This window comes from Mesobacillus subterraneus (genome assembly GCF_023715485.1).
Classification (GTDB): Bacteria; Bacillota; Bacilli; order Bacillales; family Cytobacillaceae; genus Mesobacillus; species Mesobacillus subterraneus_B.
In genome coordinates this window covers 151,416-171,977 of sequence record NZ_JAMBOF010000008.1, presented here as the reverse complement: position 1 = coordinate 171,977, position 20,562 = coordinate 151,416, and the positions used below count along the sequence as shown (strand labels likewise).

General features: G+C 42.3%; 29 protein-coding genes and 1 riboswitch. Of the genes, 22 read left to right on the top strand and 7 right to left on the bottom strand.

Annotated features, from left to right (window positions below; genetic code table 11):
* Nucleotides 1-9: 9 nt before the first annotated feature.
* From M3204_RS13735 to M3204_RS13720, 4 genes are read left to right on the top strand one after another with little or no spacing between them, the layout of a single operon-like run.
* Nucleotides 10-276 (top strand): phage holin, encoded by a 267-nt coding sequence (locus M3204_RS13735; protein ID WP_251482750.1) that lies wholly within the window; start codon nt 10-12, stop codon nt 274-276.
* Nucleotides 277-287: 11 nt separating this feature from the next.
* Complete coding sequence (locus M3204_RS13730; protein WP_251482749.1) at nt 288-986, top strand: N-acetylmuramoyl-L-alanine amidase; 699 nt, start codon at nt 288-290, stop codon at nt 984-986.
* A gap of 12 nt (nt 987-998) precedes the next feature.
* The gene (locus M3204_RS13725; RefSeq protein WP_251482747.1) at nt 999-1,394 is read left to right on the top strand and encodes a hypothetical protein; all 396 of its coding nucleotides are present in this window, start codon (nt 999-1,001) and stop codon (nt 1,392-1,394) included.
* Nucleotides 1,395-1,397: 3 nt separating this feature from the next.
* On the top strand, nt 1,398-2,801 hold the full coding sequence (locus tag M3204_RS13720) for a hypothetical protein (RefSeq protein ID WP_251482745.1): 1,404 nt from the start codon (nt 1,398-1,400) through the stop codon (nt 2,799-2,801).
* Between the two features lie 14 nt (nt 2,802-2,815).
* Here M3204_RS13720 and M3204_RS13715 read toward each other — a convergent pair whose 3' ends face one another.
* Genes M3204_RS13715 through M3204_RS13700 form a run of 4 tightly spaced genes read right to left on the bottom strand, consistent with a single transcriptional unit; the run spans nt 2,816 to nt 3,709 of the window.
* Nucleotides 2,816-3,037: a hypothetical protein gene (locus M3204_RS13715; RefSeq protein WP_251482743.1), complete on the bottom strand. Its 222-nt coding sequence runs from the start codon at nt 3,035-3,037 to the stop codon at nt 2,816-2,818.
* 39 nt (nt 3,038-3,076) lie between these two features.
* Nucleotides 3,077-3,259, bottom strand: coding sequence for a hypothetical protein (locus tag M3204_RS13710; RefSeq protein ID WP_251482741.1), 183 nt, complete (start codon nt 3,257-3,259; stop codon nt 3,077-3,079).
* A gap of 24 nt (nt 3,260-3,283) precedes the next feature.
* Nucleotides 3,284-3,478: a hypothetical protein gene (locus tag M3204_RS13705; protein ID WP_251482739.1), complete on the bottom strand. Its 195-nt coding sequence runs from the start codon at nt 3,476-3,478 to the stop codon at nt 3,284-3,286.
* A 33-nt stretch (nt 3,479-3,511) separates the two neighbouring features.
* Complete coding sequence (locus tag M3204_RS13700; RefSeq protein WP_251482737.1) at nt 3,512-3,709, bottom strand: helix-turn-helix transcriptional regulator; 198 nt, start codon at nt 3,707-3,709, stop codon at nt 3,512-3,514.
* 362 nt (nt 3,710-4,071) lie between these two features.
* On the opposite strand from M3204_RS13700, the gene M3204_RS13695 reads away from it, so the two are divergent.
* From M3204_RS13695 to M3204_RS13635, 13 genes are all read left to right on the top strand, one after another.
* Complete coding sequence (locus M3204_RS13695) at nt 4,072-5,367, top strand: FtsK/SpoIIIE domain-containing protein (protein ID WP_251482735.1); 1,296 nt, start codon at nt 4,072-4,074, stop codon at nt 5,365-5,367.
* Nucleotides 5,339-5,884, top strand: coding sequence for a replication-relaxation family protein (locus M3204_RS13690; protein WP_251482733.1), 546 nt, complete (start codon nt 5,339-5,341; stop codon nt 5,882-5,884). Before M3204_RS13695 ends, M3204_RS13690 begins: the two co-directional genes overlap by 29 nt.
* A 12-nt stretch (nt 5,885-5,896) precedes the next feature.
* Nucleotides 5,897-6,337 carry a hypothetical protein gene (locus M3204_RS13685; protein ID WP_251482731.1) on the top strand — a complete coding sequence of 147 codons (441 nt, stop codon included), beginning with the start codon at nt 5,897-5,899 and terminating at the stop codon, nt 6,335-6,337.
* 3 nt (nt 6,338-6,340) lie between these two features.
* Nucleotides 6,341-6,937, top strand: coding sequence for a M23 family metallopeptidase (locus M3204_RS13680; protein ID WP_251482729.1), 597 nt, complete (start codon nt 6,341-6,343; stop codon nt 6,935-6,937).
* Between the two features lie 88 nt (nt 6,938-7,025).
* Nucleotides 7,026-7,424, top strand: a complete 399-nt coding sequence (locus M3204_RS13675; protein ID WP_285856976.1) for an ATPase, T2SS/T4P/T4SS family — start codon at nt 7,026-7,028, stop codon at nt 7,422-7,424.
* On the top strand, nt 7,411-8,442 hold the full coding sequence (gene comGB / locus M3204_RS13670; protein ID WP_251482725.1) for a competence type IV pilus assembly protein ComGB: 1,032 nt from the start codon (nt 7,411-7,413) through the stop codon (nt 8,440-8,442). Before M3204_RS13675 ends, comGB begins: the two co-directional genes overlap by 14 nt.
* Nucleotides 8,443-8,467: 25 nt before the next feature.
* Nucleotides 8,468-8,785, top strand: coding sequence for a competence type IV pilus major pilin ComGC (gene comGC / locus M3204_RS13665; protein ID WP_251482723.1), 318 nt, complete (start codon nt 8,468-8,470; stop codon nt 8,783-8,785).
* A gap of 7 nt (nt 8,786-8,792) precedes the next feature.
* Nucleotides 8,793-9,233: a competence type IV pilus minor pilin ComGD gene (gene comGD, locus M3204_RS13660; RefSeq protein WP_251482721.1), complete on the top strand. Its 441-nt coding sequence runs from the start codon at nt 8,793-8,795 to the stop codon at nt 9,231-9,233.
* The gene (locus tag M3204_RS13655) at nt 9,217-9,552 is read left to right on the top strand and encodes a hypothetical protein (RefSeq protein WP_251482719.1); all 336 of its coding nucleotides are present in this window, start codon (nt 9,217-9,219) and stop codon (nt 9,550-9,552) included. The genes comGD and M3204_RS13655 overlap by 17 nt, the downstream gene beginning before the upstream one ends.
* Nucleotides 9,503-9,979: a competence type IV pilus minor pilin ComGF gene (comGF, locus tag M3204_RS13650; protein ID WP_251482717.1), complete on the top strand. Its 477-nt coding sequence runs from the start codon at nt 9,503-9,505 to the stop codon at nt 9,977-9,979. Before M3204_RS13655 ends, comGF begins: the two co-directional genes overlap by 50 nt.
* A gap of 59 nt (nt 9,980-10,038) precedes the next feature.
* Nucleotides 10,039-10,350, top strand: a complete 312-nt coding sequence (gene comGG / locus M3204_RS13645) for a competence type IV pilus minor pilin ComGG (RefSeq protein ID WP_251482715.1) — start codon at nt 10,039-10,041, stop codon at nt 10,348-10,350.
* A 16-nt stretch (nt 10,351-10,366) separates the two neighbouring features.
* Nucleotides 10,367-10,867, top strand: coding sequence for a shikimate kinase (locus M3204_RS13640; protein WP_251482713.1), 501 nt, complete (start codon nt 10,367-10,369; stop codon nt 10,865-10,867).
* A 39-nt stretch (nt 10,868-10,906) separates the two neighbouring features.
* Nucleotides 10,907-11,086 carry a YqzE family protein gene (locus M3204_RS13635; RefSeq protein ID WP_251482711.1) on the top strand — a complete coding sequence of 60 codons (180 nt, stop codon included), beginning with the start codon at nt 10,907-10,909 and terminating at the stop codon, nt 11,084-11,086.
* A 127-nt stretch (nt 11,087-11,213) separates the two neighbouring features.
* Here the strand turns inward: M3204_RS13635 and M3204_RS13630 are convergent, their stop codons facing one another.
* Together M3204_RS13630 and M3204_RS13625 are read right to left on the bottom strand one after the other, a co-directional pair.
* The gene (locus tag M3204_RS13630) at nt 11,214-12,002 is read right to left on the bottom strand and encodes a YqhG family protein (RefSeq protein ID WP_251482710.1); all 789 of its coding nucleotides are present in this window, start codon (nt 12,000-12,002) and stop codon (nt 11,214-11,216) included.
* Nucleotides 11,980-13,668 (bottom strand): DEAD/DEAH box helicase, encoded by a 1,689-nt coding sequence (locus tag M3204_RS13625; RefSeq protein WP_251482708.1) that lies wholly within the window; start codon nt 13,666-13,668, stop codon nt 11,980-11,982. The genes M3204_RS13630 and M3204_RS13625 overlap by 23 nt, the downstream gene beginning before the upstream one ends.
* Before the next feature lie 173 nt (nt 13,669-13,841).
* Nucleotides 13,842-13,930: riboswitch (glycine riboswitch) on the top strand.
* A 227-nt stretch (nt 13,931-14,157) separates the two neighbouring features.
* Between M3204_RS13625 and gcvT the strand changes: the two genes are divergently transcribed.
* The 4 genes from gcvT to M3204_RS13605 all read left to right on the top strand — a co-directional run bounded on the left by gcvT (nt 14,158) and on the right by M3204_RS13605 (nt 18,801).
* Nucleotides 14,158-15,264: a glycine cleavage system aminomethyltransferase GcvT gene (gene gcvT / locus M3204_RS13620; RefSeq protein ID WP_251482706.1), complete on the top strand. Its 1,107-nt coding sequence runs from the start codon at nt 14,158-14,160 to the stop codon at nt 15,262-15,264.
* A 22-nt stretch (nt 15,265-15,286) separates the two neighbouring features.
* Complete coding sequence (gene gcvPA / locus M3204_RS13615; RefSeq protein ID WP_251482703.1) at nt 15,287-16,633, top strand: aminomethyl-transferring glycine dehydrogenase subunit GcvPA; 1,347 nt, start codon at nt 15,287-15,289, stop codon at nt 16,631-16,633.
* Nucleotides 16,626-18,089, top strand: coding sequence for an aminomethyl-transferring glycine dehydrogenase subunit GcvPB (gene gcvPB / locus M3204_RS13610; protein ID WP_251482701.1), 1,464 nt, complete (start codon nt 16,626-16,628; stop codon nt 18,087-18,089). The genes gcvPA and gcvPB overlap by 8 nt, the downstream gene beginning before the upstream one ends.
* A gap of 163 nt (nt 18,090-18,252) precedes the next feature.
* The gene (locus M3204_RS13605; RefSeq protein WP_251482699.1) at nt 18,253-18,801 is read left to right on the top strand and encodes a hypothetical protein; all 549 of its coding nucleotides are present in this window, start codon (nt 18,253-18,255) and stop codon (nt 18,799-18,801) included.
* Nucleotides 18,802-18,846: 45 nt separating this feature from the next.
* Here M3204_RS13605 and M3204_RS13600 read toward each other — a convergent pair whose 3' ends face one another.
* Nucleotides 18,847-19,167 (bottom strand): rhodanese-like domain-containing protein, encoded by a 321-nt coding sequence (locus M3204_RS13600; RefSeq protein ID WP_435367729.1) that lies wholly within the window; start codon nt 19,165-19,167, stop codon nt 18,847-18,849.
* A 232-nt stretch (nt 19,168-19,399) separates the two neighbouring features.
* Between M3204_RS13600 and M3204_RS13595 the strand changes: the two genes are divergently transcribed.
* The gene (locus tag M3204_RS13595; RefSeq protein WP_251482695.1) at nt 19,400-20,236 is read left to right on the top strand and encodes a lipoate--protein ligase family protein; all 837 of its coding nucleotides are present in this window, start codon (nt 19,400-19,402) and stop codon (nt 20,234-20,236) included.
* Nucleotides 20,237-20,562: the final 326 nt, after the last annotated feature.

Genomic DNA, 20,562 nt, shown 5'->3' with positions numbered 1-20,562 from the left:
GGGTTTTATATGGTGAATTGGAAAGTGCGATTTTCGAATAAATTTTGGGTTGTGGCCTTCGTGTCACAGCTTTTTATTTTGGCTGAAATTTTATTAATTGGTGCTCATGCAGCTGGACTAACTGATTTTCAGATTACCGAGTCAATGAAAGAATGGTTATTCTTACTAATCAATGCCATTTTCGGAGTATTGGCCACACTCGGAGTCGTGCAGGACCCGACGACAGAAGGCATGGAAGATAGCTCTAGGGCGAAACGATATTCTGAACCACAATAGGAGGGATATACATGAAAATTTCACATAGTGCCGGACACTCTAAAACAACACCGGGCAAACAGTCTCCTGATGGAATGAAGGAATGGGAATTTAACTCTGCGGTTGTGGGTTATGCCATGGCATTGCTAAACGAATACAAGGATGTTGAGCAACTACGTGTGGATGATCCGACAGGGAACAGGGATATTTCATTGAAGGAACGCTCGGATAAGGTCAATAATTGGGGTGCAGATGTGCACATTGATTATCATGCTAATGCTTTCGGTGCTGGCGGTTATAACGCAGCCAGGGGAATTGAAACCTATGTATACAAAACGAAACCGAAGGAAGCTTATGAATTGGCAGCAAGGATTCAGAATAACCTCCTGAGAGCAACAGGATTGCCGAACAGAGGTGTAAAGGCTGCCGACTTCCACATGTTAAGAGAAACGAATATGACATCTGTATTGCCTGAAATGGGATTCATGACGAACCAGGATGATTTAAGGCTGTTGAAATCTGACCACTATCGAAGGTCATGTGCTGAAGCCATCGTGGCGGCATTGGTGGAACAGTATAAGCTAGTGAAGAAACCAGCTCCTAAAAAGCCTGAGACTGCTGCAAAAGACCTTTGGGGTGTTCAAGTATTCGCGGGGAGTAAAGAAGGCGCAGAGAAGGCTTTGCACAGGGCTAAGACATTGTTCCCTGATGCTTATATGTATAAAAAATAAGGGGGAGTCAAAATGTTAAAGATTGCGAAGAATGCAGGTTTAACGGATATTGTTTCCACAGGTGACGGAACGAATGCCATCAGCACACAGCATCCAATCACAGGAAGCACAGTAGAAATGAAACTGTGGCTATTCAATGATAATGCTGCTGAACGGTTCGAGAACATCAACATCGACCCATCTGACAGTGTTAGTACCGATGAAAGCACATGGATTCAGCTTGCTCCTGATAATGCCGGTTCAGCCGGAACTTATATATCGGGCGGTGCAGCTCTGACAATGGCGAATATCTCTGACAGCAACGTGGGCAAACCCTTCTGGGTGAAGATTACCACTCCATCTGTGGGAAGTGTGCAGAATAAGACGGATATTAAGCTAACTGTGAATTATCGTAAGTTTGCGGTGTAGGGTATGGTTAAGTATCTGCAAATGGATGGGCTTAATGACTATATACAATGTCCATCCGTTACAATAACATCTTTTGAATTAGATATGAATTACCAATCAAAAGGTACAACGGAATATATATTTGATGGGAGAACAGGTTTAACTGATGCGATAATTTATAACGGCACGTATAAAAGCGGCTTAGGTAAATTTACGGGCACAGAGGGAACAACTTATTTAAATGGTTCTGTTATTTCAAATTCAAGCAGTATAACAAAAGATGTAAGAATTTTATTGAAGGCAGTTTCTAATGTTGTGTTTACTGACAATGTTACATTTTTTGCAAAAAATGACGTAACTAATTTTGGTAAAGGTTTAATTTATGCTATCAAGATTTATAACGGCACAACCTTAGTCGCTCACTACGACATGTCAACAGGCACAGTCAACGACATAAGCGGAAACGGCAACCACGCAACGCTAACAGGTGGCACATGGCTAGACGATGGCACAGGCGGAGGAGACACCGGAACAGACGGAACAACAGCGTTCGACCTACGTCAATCTATGTATCAGGATTCAGCCTTTTCAACCGATACCCGATTCAGCCTGTATGTGGATGGATCAACGCAAGCCGACACAAAAAAAGTCCTATACGAAATTTCCTCCACATCATTTGATATGCTTCAAGAAATATTCAGCGATGGGCAAGTCGGGCAGACTCCTTTTGATATGCGTTTGCTGTTGTATTCAGATGGCTCAATATTACACGATAGCCGACAGGCGATGTATGAGTCGGGGCAGAACGCTCATGACTTACAGCAAGCCATATACGAATCAGGAGAGAGCAAGGCGGATATGCACCTTGTTCTCTTTGCTGATTCTTCCACCCATCATGATTTGATTCAAGCGTTATACCAAGATGCAGCAATCCATTTCGATACAAAGCAGATTTCCTTTAATCCTGACCAGCAGAAAATCGGCACGATCCGATTGAAAGGCAAACGTGATTTATATGTCTACCTTGTCGGTAAACAGGAGTTATATGTGCCATTGAAAGCCAAAAGAGAATTAACCGTTTCATTGAAAGGTGGGGTGAACATGACAATGCAGAATCAAAACTTCTCCATGAGTGCCGGGGATACGAAATATTTGACCTTCTCCATTGAAGGGGCAGACGATTTAACAGGGGCAACGATTACCTGGGGAGCGAGGCAGAGGTCATACTCGAATGTGGATAATCTGATTACGAAGTCAACAGGCGATGGCATAACTGTGGAAGGTTCGGAAGTGAAGATTAAACTTGATCCAGAGGATACCGAGATGCTGAGTGGAACATATCATCATGAATGCCAACTAGAGGATAACTTGCAGAACGTTTCCACAGTGTTCACTGGATTGATGACGGTGAATAAATCAGCGGTATAAAAATAAGCCTCGCTCTAATCCAGCGGGGCTTTTTCCATTTCTAACACCTTTCCAGTTATATCCTCATTCCCATCCACAATCACCGAGATTAACTTCTGGTATGTAACTTTCCTCTTGATCTGCTGCAGCCACTCATAAGCGATTTCCTCTGGCTTTCTCCTTCTCAATGGAAATGTTCCACTTTGATAAACCCTTCCAGCATCACTCAGAAATTTGATTTGTATGGTTACGTTCATATTTATCTCCTTTCAAAGAAAAACCCCGGCTGAGTGGGGTTATTTTAGTCTTGATTCTTTTAGAAATACTTTTAACAAGTTGCGAGTGCCTTTTTTAAGTTCGCTTTCTAAAAAAGCTAAGTTATATCCAAAGGAATCCTGTATAACCTTTTTGTGTTTTATTGCTTCTTGTTCTGATAAACCGAATTTTTCTTTAGCGTAATTTAAATAAAACTCATTCATTTCTCCCACTCCTTCTTGGATTGTTCACCAAACAATTTCCCAAAACCTACTTATCACATCTGAATGTGCTACAAAGTCAACCGTTTTATCGCTTTCATATTCAACTATAAAACAAGGTCTAGGACTAAGGTTTTTAGGGGTATATAACTCAAAACCTATGATTTTAGGGTTTTCTTCATTGTGTCGGAAATTGTATGGGTTTAATGATTTTAAATACATATCCGTTTTCCTCCCTTAATGAATATTTCGAATCTATTCCTCATAACTCCACAAATCATCAACCTTACAATCCAATTCCCTGGCGATCAGGAAAGCAGTTTCTAAAGGTGGCTTCACCCTTCCTTTAACCCACCCATTCATAGTCTGTTTGGTTACTCCTAGCTTTTCAGCTAGCTCAGTTTGTGCTATATCCAATTCTGCTAATCTGACTTTGATTCTCGACTTCAACATTTCCGACAACTCCAAACTTACTATAATATTCATCTCCTTTCATATTATTACTACTTCTTTATTATATCAATAAATTTATAAATAGTACAGGATATAATATAAAAAGTAATAATTATTTTTGTACTAGACAGGCAATAAATCATACGTTTCAAAATACGATTAAGTATACAGAAAAACAGTCGCAGATTACTAGCATTCAAAAAGTCGTTTAAAGGCTTCGTTTTCTCTCTTCTTTTCCACAGTCGGAAGGCGAACATCTAAACGACTTCATGAACGGTTTAATCTCGGCAATGGAAAGGATTATCTATCATTCGTTTGATCAGGGACTATATTTCATATATCAAAGGGTGGTGTTGCCATTTATGTTCTTCGAGCTTACTACATCATTACTGGCCGGAAGTTTAGCAGGATTTTCTTATTTTCAAAAGAAAGGCGGGAGCAGTGACGCGGTAAAAATTCAGAGGATATGCGCTCAAAATGGATTGGATTTTAAAGACGATAACATGCAGCTTCTAAGGAAGTCCAAAATCAAAGACGGTGGAATGGTGGTAGGCACTGAATACGCTTATCGAATCCCATTAGGTAAAAGCTTCCACGATTATGAGTTGAAGAAGGCTCATATCCAAGATGGATTAAACAACAAACAATCGATTTTAGACATAAGCTTCAGTGACCTCAGAACGGTCAAATTAGACCGAAACATCTTTCAGGCTATAAAGACATTACTCGATAAGAAAAAGGATGTAAGAAAGGAAATAGAGCTATCGTATGACGGTGTTTTGAAGATTAAAGTATTCAATGAACCATTACCAACTAAGTTTGATTTTGAAACTGGAATATCAAAGGGATGGAAAGTGCCAGTAGGCAAAAGTAGAGGCGGAATGATTTTATATGACTTTGAAAAGAAAGCTCACATCATTGTGGCCGGCACAACGGACTTCGGGAAATCAAACTGGGTAAACTGCACGATCAACACTTTGTTGCATAATCAGGGCGATAATGTTTCCTTCACACTCATTGATTTAAAAGGCGGTCTTGAGTTTAATCGGTACCGAAATTTAAAACAGGTGAAAGCCTATGCGACGAATGTGGAAGAAGCAGCTGAAGCACTTCAAGCAGCAGTCGAAGAAATGGATAGGATGACTGAATATTTACTTGAGAATGGATTCTCTAATGTAAAGGATGCAGGAGTAAAGGAAAGGCATTTCATCGTGATAGATGAAGCGGCTGATATGGCTGACGATAAAACGTGCCAGGCACTATTGAAGGACATTGCAAGGAAGGGAAGGGCCAGCGGTCTGAGACTCATCTACACGACACAATATCCAACAACGGAGACTGTAAGCTCACAGGTAAAAAGAAACTGCATAGGGCGGCTCTGCTTCGTTCTGGATACAGCTACAGCGAGTCAGGTCGTATTAGACCAACCAGGTGCGGAGAAGTTGCCAGCCATTCAAGGAAGGGCATTATACAAGGATTTGGGATTGATTGAAGTCCAGACACCTTATATCTCGAATGATGCAATTACAAAGAATATTCAACCACACATAAATATAAGGCCTCGAAAAGAAAGGGTTGAACTGAATGAAGAAGGAAATCGAAAGGCAACAAAGGGAGGAAGCCATTCTCTTGAGCTTACGGAAACTAGATTATCTTAGCCGGTCACAGATCCAGAAGCTTCACAGATTGAAAAGCGACAGGAACGCTCAAAGAGTGCTGAAAAACATGAGCGATTACTTGAACAGCTTTAAGGATGGCGAGAACATTTACTATCTCAATGAAGAAGGCAGGGAGCGGGTAGGAGCAACCAAGGCCATGAAGAAAACGACTCAAGCCAGGCATTACATTATGAGGAATACACTTTATATCGGCTATGGTTGCCCTTCCACATGGAAGAATGAAATCAAGCTGGAAGTGAAAGGGAAAGTGACTGTCATTGCCGATGCCATATTCATGGTGAATAAACAATATCACATTGTGGAAGTGGACCACACTCAAAAGATGGTGAAGAACAAAGGGAAAATTGAACGATATAAGCAGTTGATTGAACTGAATGTGTTCGAGAAAAAGCCGAAATTCATCTGGATCACCACGACAGAGCTTAGACGAAAGCAACTGCAGCAAGCATGTGAAGGCTTAGATGCCAGGGTTTACACTGTAAAAGATTTTATTTAAGGGGGAAACATCATGTTCAGACAAAAGCAAGAGATTATCAAATTCAGCGATTTTATGAACAAAGGGAAGGACATCATCAGTGTGGAAGAAATGGAAATTATGAAGAAAGGAAAAACAGCCGGGTATGCGTTTGGATTATCCATGCTGCCATTGGCTATTGCTCCATTGACTCAAGCTACTACAGCATCAGCACACGAAGCAGTCACAGTAATGGCACAAGGTCAAATGTACGACAAGATGATTATTGCCTTTAATCCTTTAATCGACCTCATTCAAGCGCTAGCCTATCCTATTGCAATGGTTGTAGTCCTGGGCGGTGCAATCATGGTCATGATTAACCAAAAGGAAAAAGGCTATTCCATGATGATGGGCGCGGGTTTAGGCTATGTCCTGGTCAATATGACACCAATGATTTTAAATATCTTAGTCGATGCCATGAAAAGCGTGGTGTAAATCATGATTGTTCGAATAACTTCTAAATTCGGGGAGGTCAGCAAGATCCATCCAACTCCACATACTGGGATAGACATAGGACTTCCAGAGGGGAGTCAGCTGCACTCCATCGGTGAAGCGGTTGTGGAAAGAGTAGTCGATTATGGAAGTGAAAACATAGGAAAAGGAGTCATCCTTCAATTAGCCGATGGCAGAGAAGCCATATATGGGCATATGAGCGATATAAAGGTTAAGGCTGGGCAAACACTCCACGAAGGGCAATTAATCGGATTAAGCGGCAATACAGGGCATTCCACAGGTCCACATTTACACTTTGGATTGAAAGAGCATGGGGAGTTTGTAGACCCGACTTCCCTTGCTCAGAATTTCTTCGAGCGTGGATCAGTAGCAAACAACAATTATCCAACATTATGGGGGTACTTATATGAAAAGATTATTGGTGACGGGCTGCAGCATTGGGCTTCGGATTACATTATGGCATTACCTGTCATGGTGGGGGTTAGTATTGGTGTATGGGGTTTACTTAATATGGTTAATTCTCGGATGGCTACATGGGGTGTAGGAGGAGTGTTTATCCTGGGAGGATTGATGCTGATATAAAAAAGAGCCGGTATCCCGACTCCATTTATATAAAGAGGATGCTGGCTAAAGCATTATTTATATACCCATGAAAAATCATCTATAAAACATGCGTTGTCCTTTTATCATTACTAAACATTTGGTACTGACCACGATGCATACGAGGGATGCCAGGGGAGCGATCTACAGGCTGATTGAATTTGGCATCAATTGGCTTGAAATAGAACAGACCCTGATAGCCGTAACGGCGCAAAGGCTTGTGGAGCTGACCTGTCCATATTGTGAAGGGCCATGCTCGCCGTTTTGTTATTCGTCTGGCAGCGGCAAAAGGGGGAATGTCTTCGAAATTCTTACCGGGAAAGACCTATCCGCAGTTCTAAAGGAGGCAAGGGGAGAGCATCAGTCCTATCATTACAAGACATTGAAGGATGCTATCACCAAGGGTATAGCACTCGGCTACATTAAGGAGTCTGAATACCAGAGGTGGGTTCTGAATGATGGAGAATAAATGGCCTGTGGCTGAACAGGCGCGTTTTCTGAAAAGGACAGGAGAATTATTGTCGCGGGGATACCCTTTGGCAGAAGCGATTGAGTCCATGACCTTTTATCTTGAGAAAAAGAGAAAGGAGGATATCAGAAGAAGCCTAGATCAACTGCGTGAAGGTTTTCCATTATATTCAATTCTTGCACAGCTTAAATTTAAAAAAGATCTAGTCAGTTATGTTTATTTTGCCGAGCAGCATGGCGGCTTGGCACGTGCTGTTACTGAGGGCAGCGAAATGGTCCTTAAAAGAGAGGGGGATTACCAGCGTTTAAGAAAGCTGGCGTCTTATCCATTTTTTCTAATGCTGCTTACATTTATTTTATTTTTCTTCGTGAACAGGATTTTGCTCCCAAAATTCACGTCACTCTTTGCCGATATGAATCTCACTCCTCACTTATATATGAAGGCCATTTACTCAGCCGCTGCGTTTTTTCCTTTCCTGCTCTATTTCCTGCTGATCCTATCAGTCATGCTCCTCCTTCATTACTTTTTTATTTTCAAGAAGCTATCGCCAATCGAACAAAAAGTGAGACTTACTAAGATACCTCTGCTTGGTAAGCTTCTGAAGCTTCTATATACACATTTTTTCTCCATTCAGCTGAGCTATTTATTTTCAGGAGGGCTTTCAGTATTGGACGCACTGAAAGTATTTGAGCATAATCGCGAGGAACCTTTTTCAAGCGTGCTTGGAAAAGAGATCATTTTAAAGCTCGCTACTGGCCAGGATTTTGACAGAGCGGTCGCGGATTATTCTTTTTTCGAGGAAGAACTGCCCAGGATCATCAGGCACGGACAAAAGAATGGCAAGCTTGACCAGGAGCTTTATTTTTACAGCAGCCATTGCCTGAAACAGCTTGAAGAGAGGACTGATAAAACGATGAAAACCATCCAGCCGGTACTATACAGCTTTATAGGATTGCTCGTTGTATCATTGTACCTCGCGATCCTGCTGCCAATGTTCCAAATGATACAAGGAATTTAAACATTTAAAAAGGAGATTTTGAAAAATGAAAAATAATCAAAAGGGATTTACGCTAATTGAAATGATGATTGTCCTATTGATCATCTCAGTTTTATTGATTATCACCGTTCCGAATATATCCACCCACAGCTCAAACATCAATACGAAGGGATGCGAGGGCTATATGAAAATGGTTGAAGCCCAGGTCCAGGCATATAAAATGGATAAAAAAACGACTCCTTCCTTTGCAGAACTTAAAAGTGAAGGCTATTTGAAAAGCGCAGATGCAAAATGTCCGGACGGCACTGATATTGAAATCACTTCTAAAGGTCAAGTTCAGCCAGTGGCGACAGTAACACCGTAAGCAGGAAATGATGAAATCGGACGGTTTTACAATGATTGAGATGCTGGTCGTACTGGCTGCTTTCTTCATGCTCTCCCTCGCATCCGCATTCATGTTTACTCCCCAAAATGAAAAACTGGAGAAGGACCTGTTTTTTTCTCAGCTGCAAGCCGACCTCCTGTATAGCCAGCAATATGCGATAGCCCACCAGGAGCAGATTACGGTCCATATCATGCCGGAAAATAATTATTACTATATTCGCGGCACTGATTATACAGCAACTTACCTCGTCAAAAGACATTACTCTCAAAATATCAAAGTGAAAAAAGGAACGATGGCATTGTTGTTTTACTATATGCCCGATGGCAATATCAATAGTTTTGGGTCGATTTTCGTCACTGTTGGAACCAGGACTTACATGATGATGATCCAGATTGGAAAGGGCAGGTTCTATGTTACGGAAGTGTGAAGGTTATTTCCTTGCAGAAATGCTGCTTTCGCTCGCTGCCTTTATCATGGCTGCGTCCGTTTTGCTGCCTATTGCCATTCATGTCCTCAACCAGAATATTGAACTTAGGAAAGAGGCCGATGCGGGCAATCTATTATTTGACGAGCTTATGCACATAAAAATATCGGGTACGGAGTCAGGCAGAGTAAGCATTCAGCAAAATGGCATCACTTATCGAGTCACAATAGACAAAAATGAAGACCCATCAGCTTGGGAGGTTTGTATCCATTATGAGGGAGAGCAACAGCAAAACTACAAAAAATGCGGCTTTACTGAATGACCACGCCTTCACGATGCTTGAAATGCTTCTTGCCTTATCAGTCTTTTTGCTGATTGCCTCGATTCTGCCATTAGGCATGAAATTCATCTTGGATGGTGATGTTGGCGAAAGTGGAATCCGCAGGATGGAGTGGGAAGTTTTCAGCAGTCAGGTGAAAAAGGAGATTCGTTCAGCAGAACAGTTGACGATACAGCCGGATAAGCTGCTGCTAAAGGTTGATGGCAAATTAATCATTTATGAAAAATATTCTGCAAGTATGCGCAGGCGGGTCAATTATGTTGGCCATGAAATCCTGGTGCAGAGCCTTGCGAGCTTCAGCTTTGAAAAAATAGCTGACGGTGTAGAAATCAGGGCGACGGATCTAAACGGAGTTCAATATTCTTCGAGGGTTTACTATTTTTATCAAATAGGAGGAGTGACGCCATAGATGAGAAAGGCTTTATTTACCCATTATCACTTATTTTTCTACTGTTGATGTCTTTCTTCTTGCTGATATTGACAGAACAGTATGTCACTGAAAAAAAATTCGTCAAAGAAACTGAAACAATCAGGCTTCAGGAATACTATATGCTTTGTTCAGTTAAACAAGCTGAAGCATTGCTGCGGGATGAACATCTGCCGGAAGCGGGAGGAATGAGCTACCTGAAAGGTGAAGTGGCTTTTCAAAAACAAAATTTATCGGCAAATATGGATCAAGTGACTTTCATACTCACAATGGACAGCGGTGAGAAATCCATTGGAATTGGCCAATATGACAAGGAAAAGGGAGCAATGGTAAAATGGTTAGAAAAGAATTGACAGGTGGTCTAGGAATATGGAAACCATGTATTTAGTTGGATTCATGGGTGCGGGGAAGACATCAATCTCCCAGGAGCTTGCCAAAAGATTGTCAGTCCCTGTGTATGACACTGACAAAGAAATTGTGAAATCTAGTGGAAAGTCGATCAATGAGATATTCGCTACAGATGGAGAAGCGAAGTTCCGGGAAATAGAATCTGAGGTTTTGCAGAAAATGCCCTCAGAAGAGGCGATTGTTGCAACAGGCGGCGGAATCGTTGGTGCGGAGAGAAACAGATTGTTCTTAAGGGAAAAAGCCAATGTTGTCTTTTTGTACACGGAATTGAGTGAAATTATAAAAAGGGTGGAAGGGGATGATTCAAGACCGTTATTGCAAAAAGGCAATCTTGATGCTGCCGAAACCTTGTACAGAAGCAGACTTCCTCTGTACCGCGAGACAGCGAATATCGAAATCGATACGTCTGGTAAATCCATCCCTGCCATTGTCGATGAAATTGTCGAGCGTATGAAAAATTAAGGCCTGGTTATACTTGTAATGGTGAAGGCAGGTGTAACCATGAAAACGAATGATTATGTAAAATACATTACCCAGACTGTAGTTAAGTATATTGACCAGCCAAAAGAAGAGCGAAAAAAAATGAAACAGGCAAAAAAAGAAGCAGAAGCAACCTTTCTATTCAGGTGGTTTGGAATTCTTCCCTTTTTGCTGATGTCGAGCATTAAAAAGAAAAAGTAAAAGGAACCCCGGCAGTTCAAGACTGCCGGGTTTTATTTATGAGATAAGAAAGTATAAAATTTCACTTCGAGAAATGTCCAGCTCCAGCGCTTGTCGGGGCTGAACAAGGCGCTTGCGCTTTTCTTAGTTATAACGCCTTTTCTGTCAGATAAAATAATCCGCCATTTACGATTGATATATTGACTTTTGGTTCGTATTGTTCCTGCAATGCGATTTTTTCAGTTTCAAAGCTTTCGGATATTTCTTCTTCATCTTCATAGAAATGGTGAAGTAAATCCAGATCTTTTTTCCAGCGCATTCTTGCTTCATCAGCCCACGAGTGGTCTTCCAGTTCGATTCTATTGGTCAAGTAGGATTGGATCCTGTTCAAACCGCTTCTCGGCTTAATAAGCGGTGAAAGGGTATAGGCATAGTCTGGTATTTTTGACCTCATCGGCAGACTTAAAAGCTTATCGTGGAAGTCTTCTACCATCCTTCCATTGATCAGCTGCAGGCCAATCGACTGGTAGACATCCCGTTTCCTGTCGCATTGGTAGGAAATTTTCATATTCAGTCCAATCCAAGGAATCAACGGAGTCTGTAGCCCGAAATTATTATTCTCATATAGCCTGATAAAGCCGGCCAGATTTTTTGTTGATTGAAAAATCTGATGCAGCCGTGGTGAGCCAAAGTGAATGACCTCGCCTTTTATATGGTCAGGTGCCTGCTTTTTATTTGTAATGAAGGTCAGCTTCATTGGATTCGGAACGCCGCCCGTCTTCTCAAGATAGTGCCAGTAAAACGGACGATTCATCAGCTCCTTATCCAATTCCACGGTCAGCTGGACAGTCATATAACCTTGGTTATTTTCCAGCAGGTCACAGTGATTGGCAGTGAAATATCTCTCGAGAAAATTATGGATTTCCTGTTGCTGCACGCGTGTTTCCCTCCTTCATTTCTTCTGCGAACTGGATCATAGAGGTCAGGTTTTCCATCTTGATTTTCATTTCACCTTCAGAAGAAGACTTGCCAAATATATCAATCAAATGGTCTTCGATATTGCCAAATTCCAATTTTGTCAGAATATCATCCAGTTCTCCGATAACTTTTTCGAACAGATGAATTTTTTCGTAAAGAAGCTTAAGGACATGCTCTTCAACAGTATCTTTCGTCGCGAAATTATAAATTTTCACGTCTTTTTCCTGTCCGAGGCGATGGATCCTTCCAATCCTTTGTTCCAGCCTCATCGGATTCCATGGCAGGTCGAAATTAATGATGTAGCTGCAAAATTGCAGGTTAATGCCTTCGCCTCCAGCTTCGGTTGCTATGAGTACCTGGACATTTTTCTGGAAAAGCTCCCTCATCCAATCCTTTTTGCCACGCTTGAAGCCGCCTCGGAAAGGGACAGAGGTGATCCCGTGTTGCTTTAGGAACCATTGGAGATAAAGCTGGGTGGCTCTGTATTCGGTAAAAATGATGACCTTGTCGTTTATCTGTTTAATCAATTCCAATGCTTTTTCTGCTTTCGAGTTCTTCGTGACCGCCTCGACTCTCTTAATCAGCTGGCCGATGATATCCTGGAAGGCTATTGAAGGGTTATCCTGCCTTTGGAGCATATTCTTTAAAGTATAAAAAACAGCTTCCCTGCTGCTGCATGCCTCCCGCTGCAAAGTCATCAGTGAAAACTGGCTTGAAGAAAGTCCTCCTTCTGAATCTCTCAATGAGAGGATGGAGTCATACAAGGCGCGTTCTTCCTTGGAAAATTCAATCGCAATCGTCTCGACATGCCGCTTGGTCCATTCAATTCCTGTATCTGCACGCCTGTTGCGGATCATAACTTTATTCACTAATTCCCTTAAGTGTTGATCATCATTAACAGATCGTGAATCCTTTTTATATTTCTCAAAAAAAGCGGTTTCACTGCCTAAGTGGCCTGGTTTCAGGAGTGAAACGAGATTGAAGATTTCTTCGATTCTGTTTTGGATCGGCGTCGCTGTCAGCAGCAGGCAGAACCTTTTCTTCAGGTTTTGGACAAATTCATAGTTTTTTGTTTTGTTATTTTTCAATTTATGAGCTTCATCGATGATGATAAGGTCATAATTTAAATTATTAATGATGTCCCGGTGTGGAGCTCGCTTGGCTGTGTCAATGGAAGAAACCACAACATCGCATTGCTCCCAAACATAGCTTTTCTTTTGGGCGACAGCAGGGATATGGAATTTCGTGTTCAATTCCATTGCCCACTGTGATACTAGCGAGGCAGGGACGAGAATCAACACCTTTCTTACAAGCCCCCTGATCATGTATTCTTTTAAGACAAGACCAGCTTCTATTGTCTTGCCCAAGCCTACTTCATCTGCAAGGATTGCTTTGCCGTTCATGTTTTCGACAACCTGTTTTGCTACTTCAAGCTGATGTGGAAGCGGGGTCAGTTCAGGCAGGTGGACTGGCGCCTGAAGTCCTTCGAATTCTGGGATTATGGTATGTTTTTCTATTTCAATAGCAAGCTTGAACAGTTCCCAGTTTCCCCATGGTCCGTCATGCTCGATTCGTTCAACCATTTCGTCCTGCCAGGAAGAATCAAAGTTAATTTGCACGGTCATTTTACACACCTCTTTTAAAATATAAATGTATTGCCGAACCCGGCTGTCTAATGGTAGGATGAAGATAGATTTGAATGTTTTGAAATTTGTCACTTTAAAGTCTTAAAAAATCAGTTTGCAGCCATGTGTAATAAGGTTTAGCATGCCCAATTTGGAAAATTATATAAATGCGGATGACAGCAAGGGGAGAGACTACCCTGGTAGCGCCGAAGGAGCAAGCAATCTTTGTGAATCTCTCAGGCAAAAGAACTCTTGTTTGACGCATCTCTGGAGAGCGCTTTCTTTAGCGGAAGCCACCAAAGGGGAAAGCCTTTAAAGGTAAACTTTCAGGTGAAAGGACAGAGACCCTCTCGAATTTTAGAGGGGGTGCTCTGTCCTTTTTTGTCTCCTGCGGCTATTGGGCTGCGAGGTCGGATGAGTACCGCTGCTGGCTGATATTTCAGGGGCTGTTTGCTGATTAGTTAGGCACAGGACGAAGGGGGATACATAATGACTGAATTAAAACGAACACCGCTTTTTGAAGTGTATAAGGAATACGGTGGTAAAACAATCGATTTTGGAGGCTGGGATCTTCCTGTCCAGTTTTCAAGTATAAAAGAAGAACACGAAGCTGTAAGAACGAAAGCAGGCTTATTCGATGTTTCCCACATGGGTGAAGTCGAAGTGAAAGGCCCCGATAGTCTGGCCTATTTACAAAAAATGATGACAAATGATGTTTCAAAACTTAAAAACGGCGGTGCTCAATACACAGCCATGTGCTACGAAAATGGCGGCACTGTCGACGATTTGCTCGTTTATAAGCTTGAAGATGACCACTACTTGCTTGTCGTCAATGCGTCCAATATCGAAAAGGATTTCGAATGGCTGCAGGACCATCTGGAGGGTGATGTCCAAATTGAGAACCTTTCTGAAGGCATGGCCCAGCTAGCCCTGCAAGGTCCGGCTGCTGAAGATGTGCTTCAAAAGCTAGTAAAGGATCATGACCTGAGCACGATTGGCTTTTTCAAATTCAGCGAACAAGTTGATCTGAATGGAAAGAAAGCTCTTGTATCAAGAACGGGTTATACAGGTGAAGACGGCTTTGAAATTTACTGCAATGCCGAAGATGCCGTCAGCCTTTGGAAGGAAATCCTGGAAGCAGGCAAAGAAGAAGGCGTGATTCCATGTGGTTTAGGTGCAAGGGATACATTGCGCTTTGAAGCGAATCTGGCTTTATATGGCCAGGAGCTGTCTCATGAAATAAGCCCGCTTGAAGCTGGCATTGGCTTTGCGGTGAAGTTGAATAAAGAAGAAGAATTCATCGGCAAAGCAGCGCTTAAGCAGCAGAAGGAAAATGGCCTGCCAAGAAAGCTAGTCGGGATTGAAATGATTGACCGCGGAATTCCGCGCCATGGCTATCCTGTTTACAAAGGAGACGTCAAAATCGGTGAAGTAACTACCGGCACTCAATCTCCATCATTGAAGAAAAATATCGGTCTTGCGCTCATCGATGCCAAGGAAACTGATTTAGGTAATGAAGTGGAAGTTGAAATCCGCGGAAAGCGTTTAAAAGCTGCCGTTTCAGCTACACCTTTTTATAAAAGAGAGAAAAAATAAAAGCCGGAGAGGGGAAAAAGTTATGAAGCATCGCTATTTACCGCTGACTGAAAGTGATAAAAACGCAATGTTGGAAAGCATCGGCGTTTCATCAATTGACGAACTGTTCAGCGATATTCCTGAAAAAGTCCGTTTTGCCGGGGAATACAATATCAAAAAAGCCAAGCCTGAGACAGCGCTTATGAAAGAACTGGCGCAAATGGCTGCAAAAAATGCTGACTTGAAAATGTACTCTTCTTTTATCGGTGCCGGTGTATATGACCATTACATTCCGGTCATTGTAGACCATGTTCTGTCACGTTCAGAATTTTACACTGCGTATACTCCTTATCAGCCGGAAATTTCCCAGGGTGAGCTTCAGGCGATCTTTGAATTCCAGACAATGATCTGTGAACTGACTGGAATGGAAGTAGCGAACTCATCGATGTATGACGGCGGTACTGCATTGGCAGAAGCTGCTATGCTGAGCGCTGGCCATACAAAGCGCAAGAAGGTATTGATCTCAAGCGCTGTCCATCCGGAATATAAAGATGTTGTTAAAACTTACGCAAAAGGCCAGTACATTGATGTCGTCGAAGTTCCTCACAAGGATGGCGTGACTGACCTTGATGCTTTAAAAGATATGGCTAGCGAAGAAGTCGCAGCTGTAATCGTCCAGTATCCTAACTTCTTTGGACGCATCGAATCCATGAAGGAAATCGAGGAAATCACCCATAATAACAAATCTTTATTTGTGGTTTCCAGCAACCCGCTAGCACTTGGAGCACTAACACCTCCAGGGAAATTTGGTGCGGATATCGTTGCAGGAGATGCGCAGCCTTTCGGGATCCCGACAGCATTCGGCGGACCGCACTGTGGATATTTCTCCGTTACTGGAAAGCTTATGAGAAAGGTTCCAGGAAGACTTGTCGGCCAGACGAAGGATGACCAGGGACGTCGCGGATTTGTTCTGACGCTTCAGGCGAGGGAGCAGCATATCCGTCGCGACAAGGCCACTTCCAATATTTGTTCCAACCAGGCTTTGAATGCACTTGCTGCATCTGTTGCAATGACGGCGATTGGGAAAAAGGGTGTTCGTGAAATGGCGCTTGCTAATATCCAGAAAGCCCATTATGCGAAAAAAACATTTAAAGAAAATGGCTTCGAAATCGCTTTTGATGGCCATTCCTTCAATGAGTTCGTAGTGAGGCTTAATAAACCTGTCAAGGAAGTCAATCAGCAGCTTCTCAATAAAGGCATTATTGGCGGCTATGACCTTGGCCGCGATTATCCTGGACTGGAGAATCACATGCTTGTTGCAGTAACTGAACTTAGAACGAAAGAAGAAATAGATACTTTCGTAAAAGAAATGGGGGATATCAATGCATAAGGAAGATCAGCCACTCATTTTTGAATTAAGCACACCAGGCCGTGTCGGCCACAGCCTGCCAGAAATGGATGTTCCGGAAGTAAACTTGTCTGAGCTTTTGCCTGAAGGTTTCCTGCGCGAAGAAGAACCCGAGCTTCCTGAGGCATCCGAGCTTGATATCATGCGCCATTATACTGCACTTTCCAAGCGCAACCACGGAGTTGACTCTGGTTTCTATCCGTTAGGATCGTGCACAATGAAATACAATCCTAAAATGAATGAAAACGTTGCCCGCTTCAACGGCTTTGCTCACTTGCATCCGTTACAGGACGAGAGTTCAGTCCAGGGTGCACTTGAATTGTTGTATGACCTGCAGGAGCACTTGATCGAAATCACAGGCATGGATGAGGTGACTCTTCAGCCGGCAGCCGGAGCCCATGGTGAGTGGACTGGATTGATGATGATCCGTGCTTACCATGAAGCAAATGGCGATGATAAGCGGACAAAGGTTATCGTTCCTGACTCTGCTCACGGCACGAATCCTGCCTCAGCAACAGTAGCGGGTTTTGAAACCATCACGGTAAAATCAGATGAAAATGGACTCGTAGATTTAGAGGATCTAAGAAAGGTTGTCGGAGAAGATACAGCTGCATTGATGCTGACGAACCCGAACACGCTTGGTCTATTCGAAGAAAACATTCTTGAAATGGCAGAAATCGTCCACAGTGCTGGCGGTAAGCTTTATTATGATGGAGCGAACCTGAACGCTGTAATGTCCAAGGCACGTCCTGGCGACATGGGCTTTGATGTTGTTCACTTGAACCTTCATAAGACTTTCACAGGCCCACACGGCGGCGGCGGTCCAGGATCTGGCCCAGTAGGCGTCAAGGCTGACCTGATCCCATTCCTGCCGAAGCCAATCGTTACGAAACAGGATGGCGTATATAAATTCGATTACGACCGTCCGCAGTCCATTGGAAGGGTTAAGCCATTCTACGGCAACTTCGGCATCAATGTCCGTGCATACACTTACATCCGCACAATGGGTCCAGACGGCTTGAAAGCTGTTACGGAGTATGCTGTGCTGAATGCGAACTATATGATGAGAAGGCTTGCAGAGCATTATGACCTTCCATTCAACAGGCACTGCAAGCACGAATTCGTCCTCAGCGGCAAGCGCCAAAAGAAGCTTGGCGTCCGTACTTTAGATATTGCCAAACGTCTGCTTGATTTCGGCTATCACCCGCCGACAATCTACTTCCCATTGAATGTGGAAGAGGCAATCATGATCGAGCCAACAGAAACAGAATCAAAGGAAACTCTTGATGCCTTCATCGATGCGATGATTCAAATCGCCAAGGAAGCAGAAGAGAATCCGGAAATCGTCCAGGAAGCGCCGCACTCTACAGTTGTAGGCCGTCTGGATGAAACAACAGCAGCGAGGAAGCCTATCCTGCGCTACCAAAAAGCTGAATAAGTTTTTGAAGTCCTGTCGTTTCGGCAGGACTTTTTTTATATCTGGGTAGATTTAGATTTAAGTGATTTTGAAAGAAATCGTGAGGTTTAACCGTGTTATAGAAGGATAGAAGGCAGGTGACGCAGAATATTAGGCAGGAATAAGAAATTAAAGGGGAACTTAGATGGATTTTTCTATTGTATTGCTTATTGTAATGTGTTTTTTTCTGCTGATTGTACCTTTCCGCTACATACTGAAGGTATTTACAAATAAGGAGATATCCTGTGCTTACAAGGTGGCTAATTTAACTGGTCTCGCAGTTTTAAGTTTATTAATTGTGATTGGGATTGATGTTTTGACAATTGACCCACAAACCATTTCAGGAAATGGGAACTTGGCTCTGCTATTAATCATTCCCTTTATAATGGTGCTAACACTCTACCTTACAGCCTTTTTCTTATTTTTCAAGGAAGTAATAAACAGAAGATGGAAGTTATTGCTGTCTATCATTTTGCCATTAATCATTATCTTTTCACTTGCACGTATCTGGCAGGATAGTTCAGAACTGATATCCTTGCTTGGAGGAGGGCCCAAGAATCCGGATTCAAGAATTTATCGTTTTCCCTGGCTGAATCAATATACTAATACAATCTTTTTCAATGTGTATTTAATCGTTCTCCTTTCAGGTCTGACGATGTGGGGGAGTGCTGTTTTTACATCGAAGAAAAGCTAAACCCCTCAGCCATCTAGCTGAGGGGTAATTTTATGGGAAGTTCGCTTATTTAGCCTTGACTTTGCCGCCCCATTTTTTAAATCCGCCTTGAAGGTGGTGCAGATCCTTATAGCCTTTTTTATAAAGCAGCTGTGCAGCACGGCCGCTGCGGGATCCGCTCTGGCAATAAAGATAGACTGGCTTGTCCGGTCTGACTTCCTTCAAACGTGACTTCAGTTGGGTAAGTGGAATATTTCTTGCACCGAGAATGTGTCCGCCGGAAAATTCATTTGGTTCACGGACATCAATCAATTGAGCTTTGCGATAGCCGCTCTTAAACTCTTCTTCCGTCAATGTTTTCACGATTTTCTTTTGATAGAAATACATGAAAACAGAGTAGAGAATTACCGCAACAGTGAGGACGATTAAAAAAATAAGTGTATCCAAAACATATTTCTCCTTTCAAGCTTAGCTGAGCCACTTATAATTATATAAGTCATCTGACCTGAGAGCAAAGGAATTTAGCAAATTTCTTTAAAACAAGCTGCTTTGCTTTTGAATATTATTTTGATAGACTAAAAAAATCTTAACCGTAAATATTTGAAAATGGGGTAATCGTATGAAAAAAGAGGTATGGAGATTTATTGATTCAGGAGACAACTCTCCTTCTTTTAATATGGCACTTGATGAGGCACTCCTTGATTGGCATGGAGCTGGGAAGATTCCACCAGTAATTCGTTTTTATGGATGGAACCCGCCTTCCCTCTCAGTAGGTTATTTTCAAAATATCGAAAGAGAAATAGACATGGATGCCGTAAAGGAGCACGGTCTTGGATTTGTGCGCAGGCCGACTGGAGGCAGGGGTGTACTCCACGAGCATGAACTTACATACAGTGTGATCGTTACCGAAGAGCACCCTGAAATGCCAAAGACAGTTACTGAAGCCTACAGGGTTATATCAGAAGGGATTTTACAAGGGTTCCAGAAGCTTGGACTGGATGCCTATTTTGCTGTGCCGAAAACTTCTGCCGAAAAGGACGCGCTAAAAAACCCGCGCTCTGCGGTATGCTTTGATGCTCCGAGCTGGTATGAGCTTGTTGTTGAGGGGCGCAAGGTTGCCGGGAGTGCCCAGACACGCCAAAAGGGTGTCATTCTTCAGCATGGGTCGATCCTGCTGGATCTTGATGAGGACAAACTTTTCAGCTTGTTTAAATACCCTAATGAACGGGTCAAAGAAAGAATGCAGAGGGCTTTCAAATCAAAAGCTGTCGCAATCAACGAAATCAGCAGCCGGAAAATATCCATCGATGAAGCGAAGGAAGCATTCAAGACAGGCTTTGAGGATGGCCTTGGAATTATTTTGGAACCATATCAGTTAAGTGATGAAGAAATAGAATATGTAAATACGCTGGCGAAAAATAAGTATGAATCGGATGAATGGAATTTCAAGAGATAAAAAAATAAAAAGCGGAATTCCGCTTTTTTTTTAATTTTATCCAGTATTTTCAAGGGGCCTTTAGACTTAGTAAAAGTGCAACCTTCGAAATTTGTTGATTTTTATCTTTAATTGTAGGAAATCTGTCTTTCTCTCTTTTTATCTCTCTTTTTTAATAGATTTCATTTTTGACAAAATAAATTTCTTTTGACCTTAACACCATATATAGTATTGTCGAAAATAAAAAATACACTATATATTGATTTTTGATGTTTCGATATGATAACGTAAGGGTAATTCAAGAATGCAGCTAGAATTACATACTTCTAGTAACATACTACAGATAT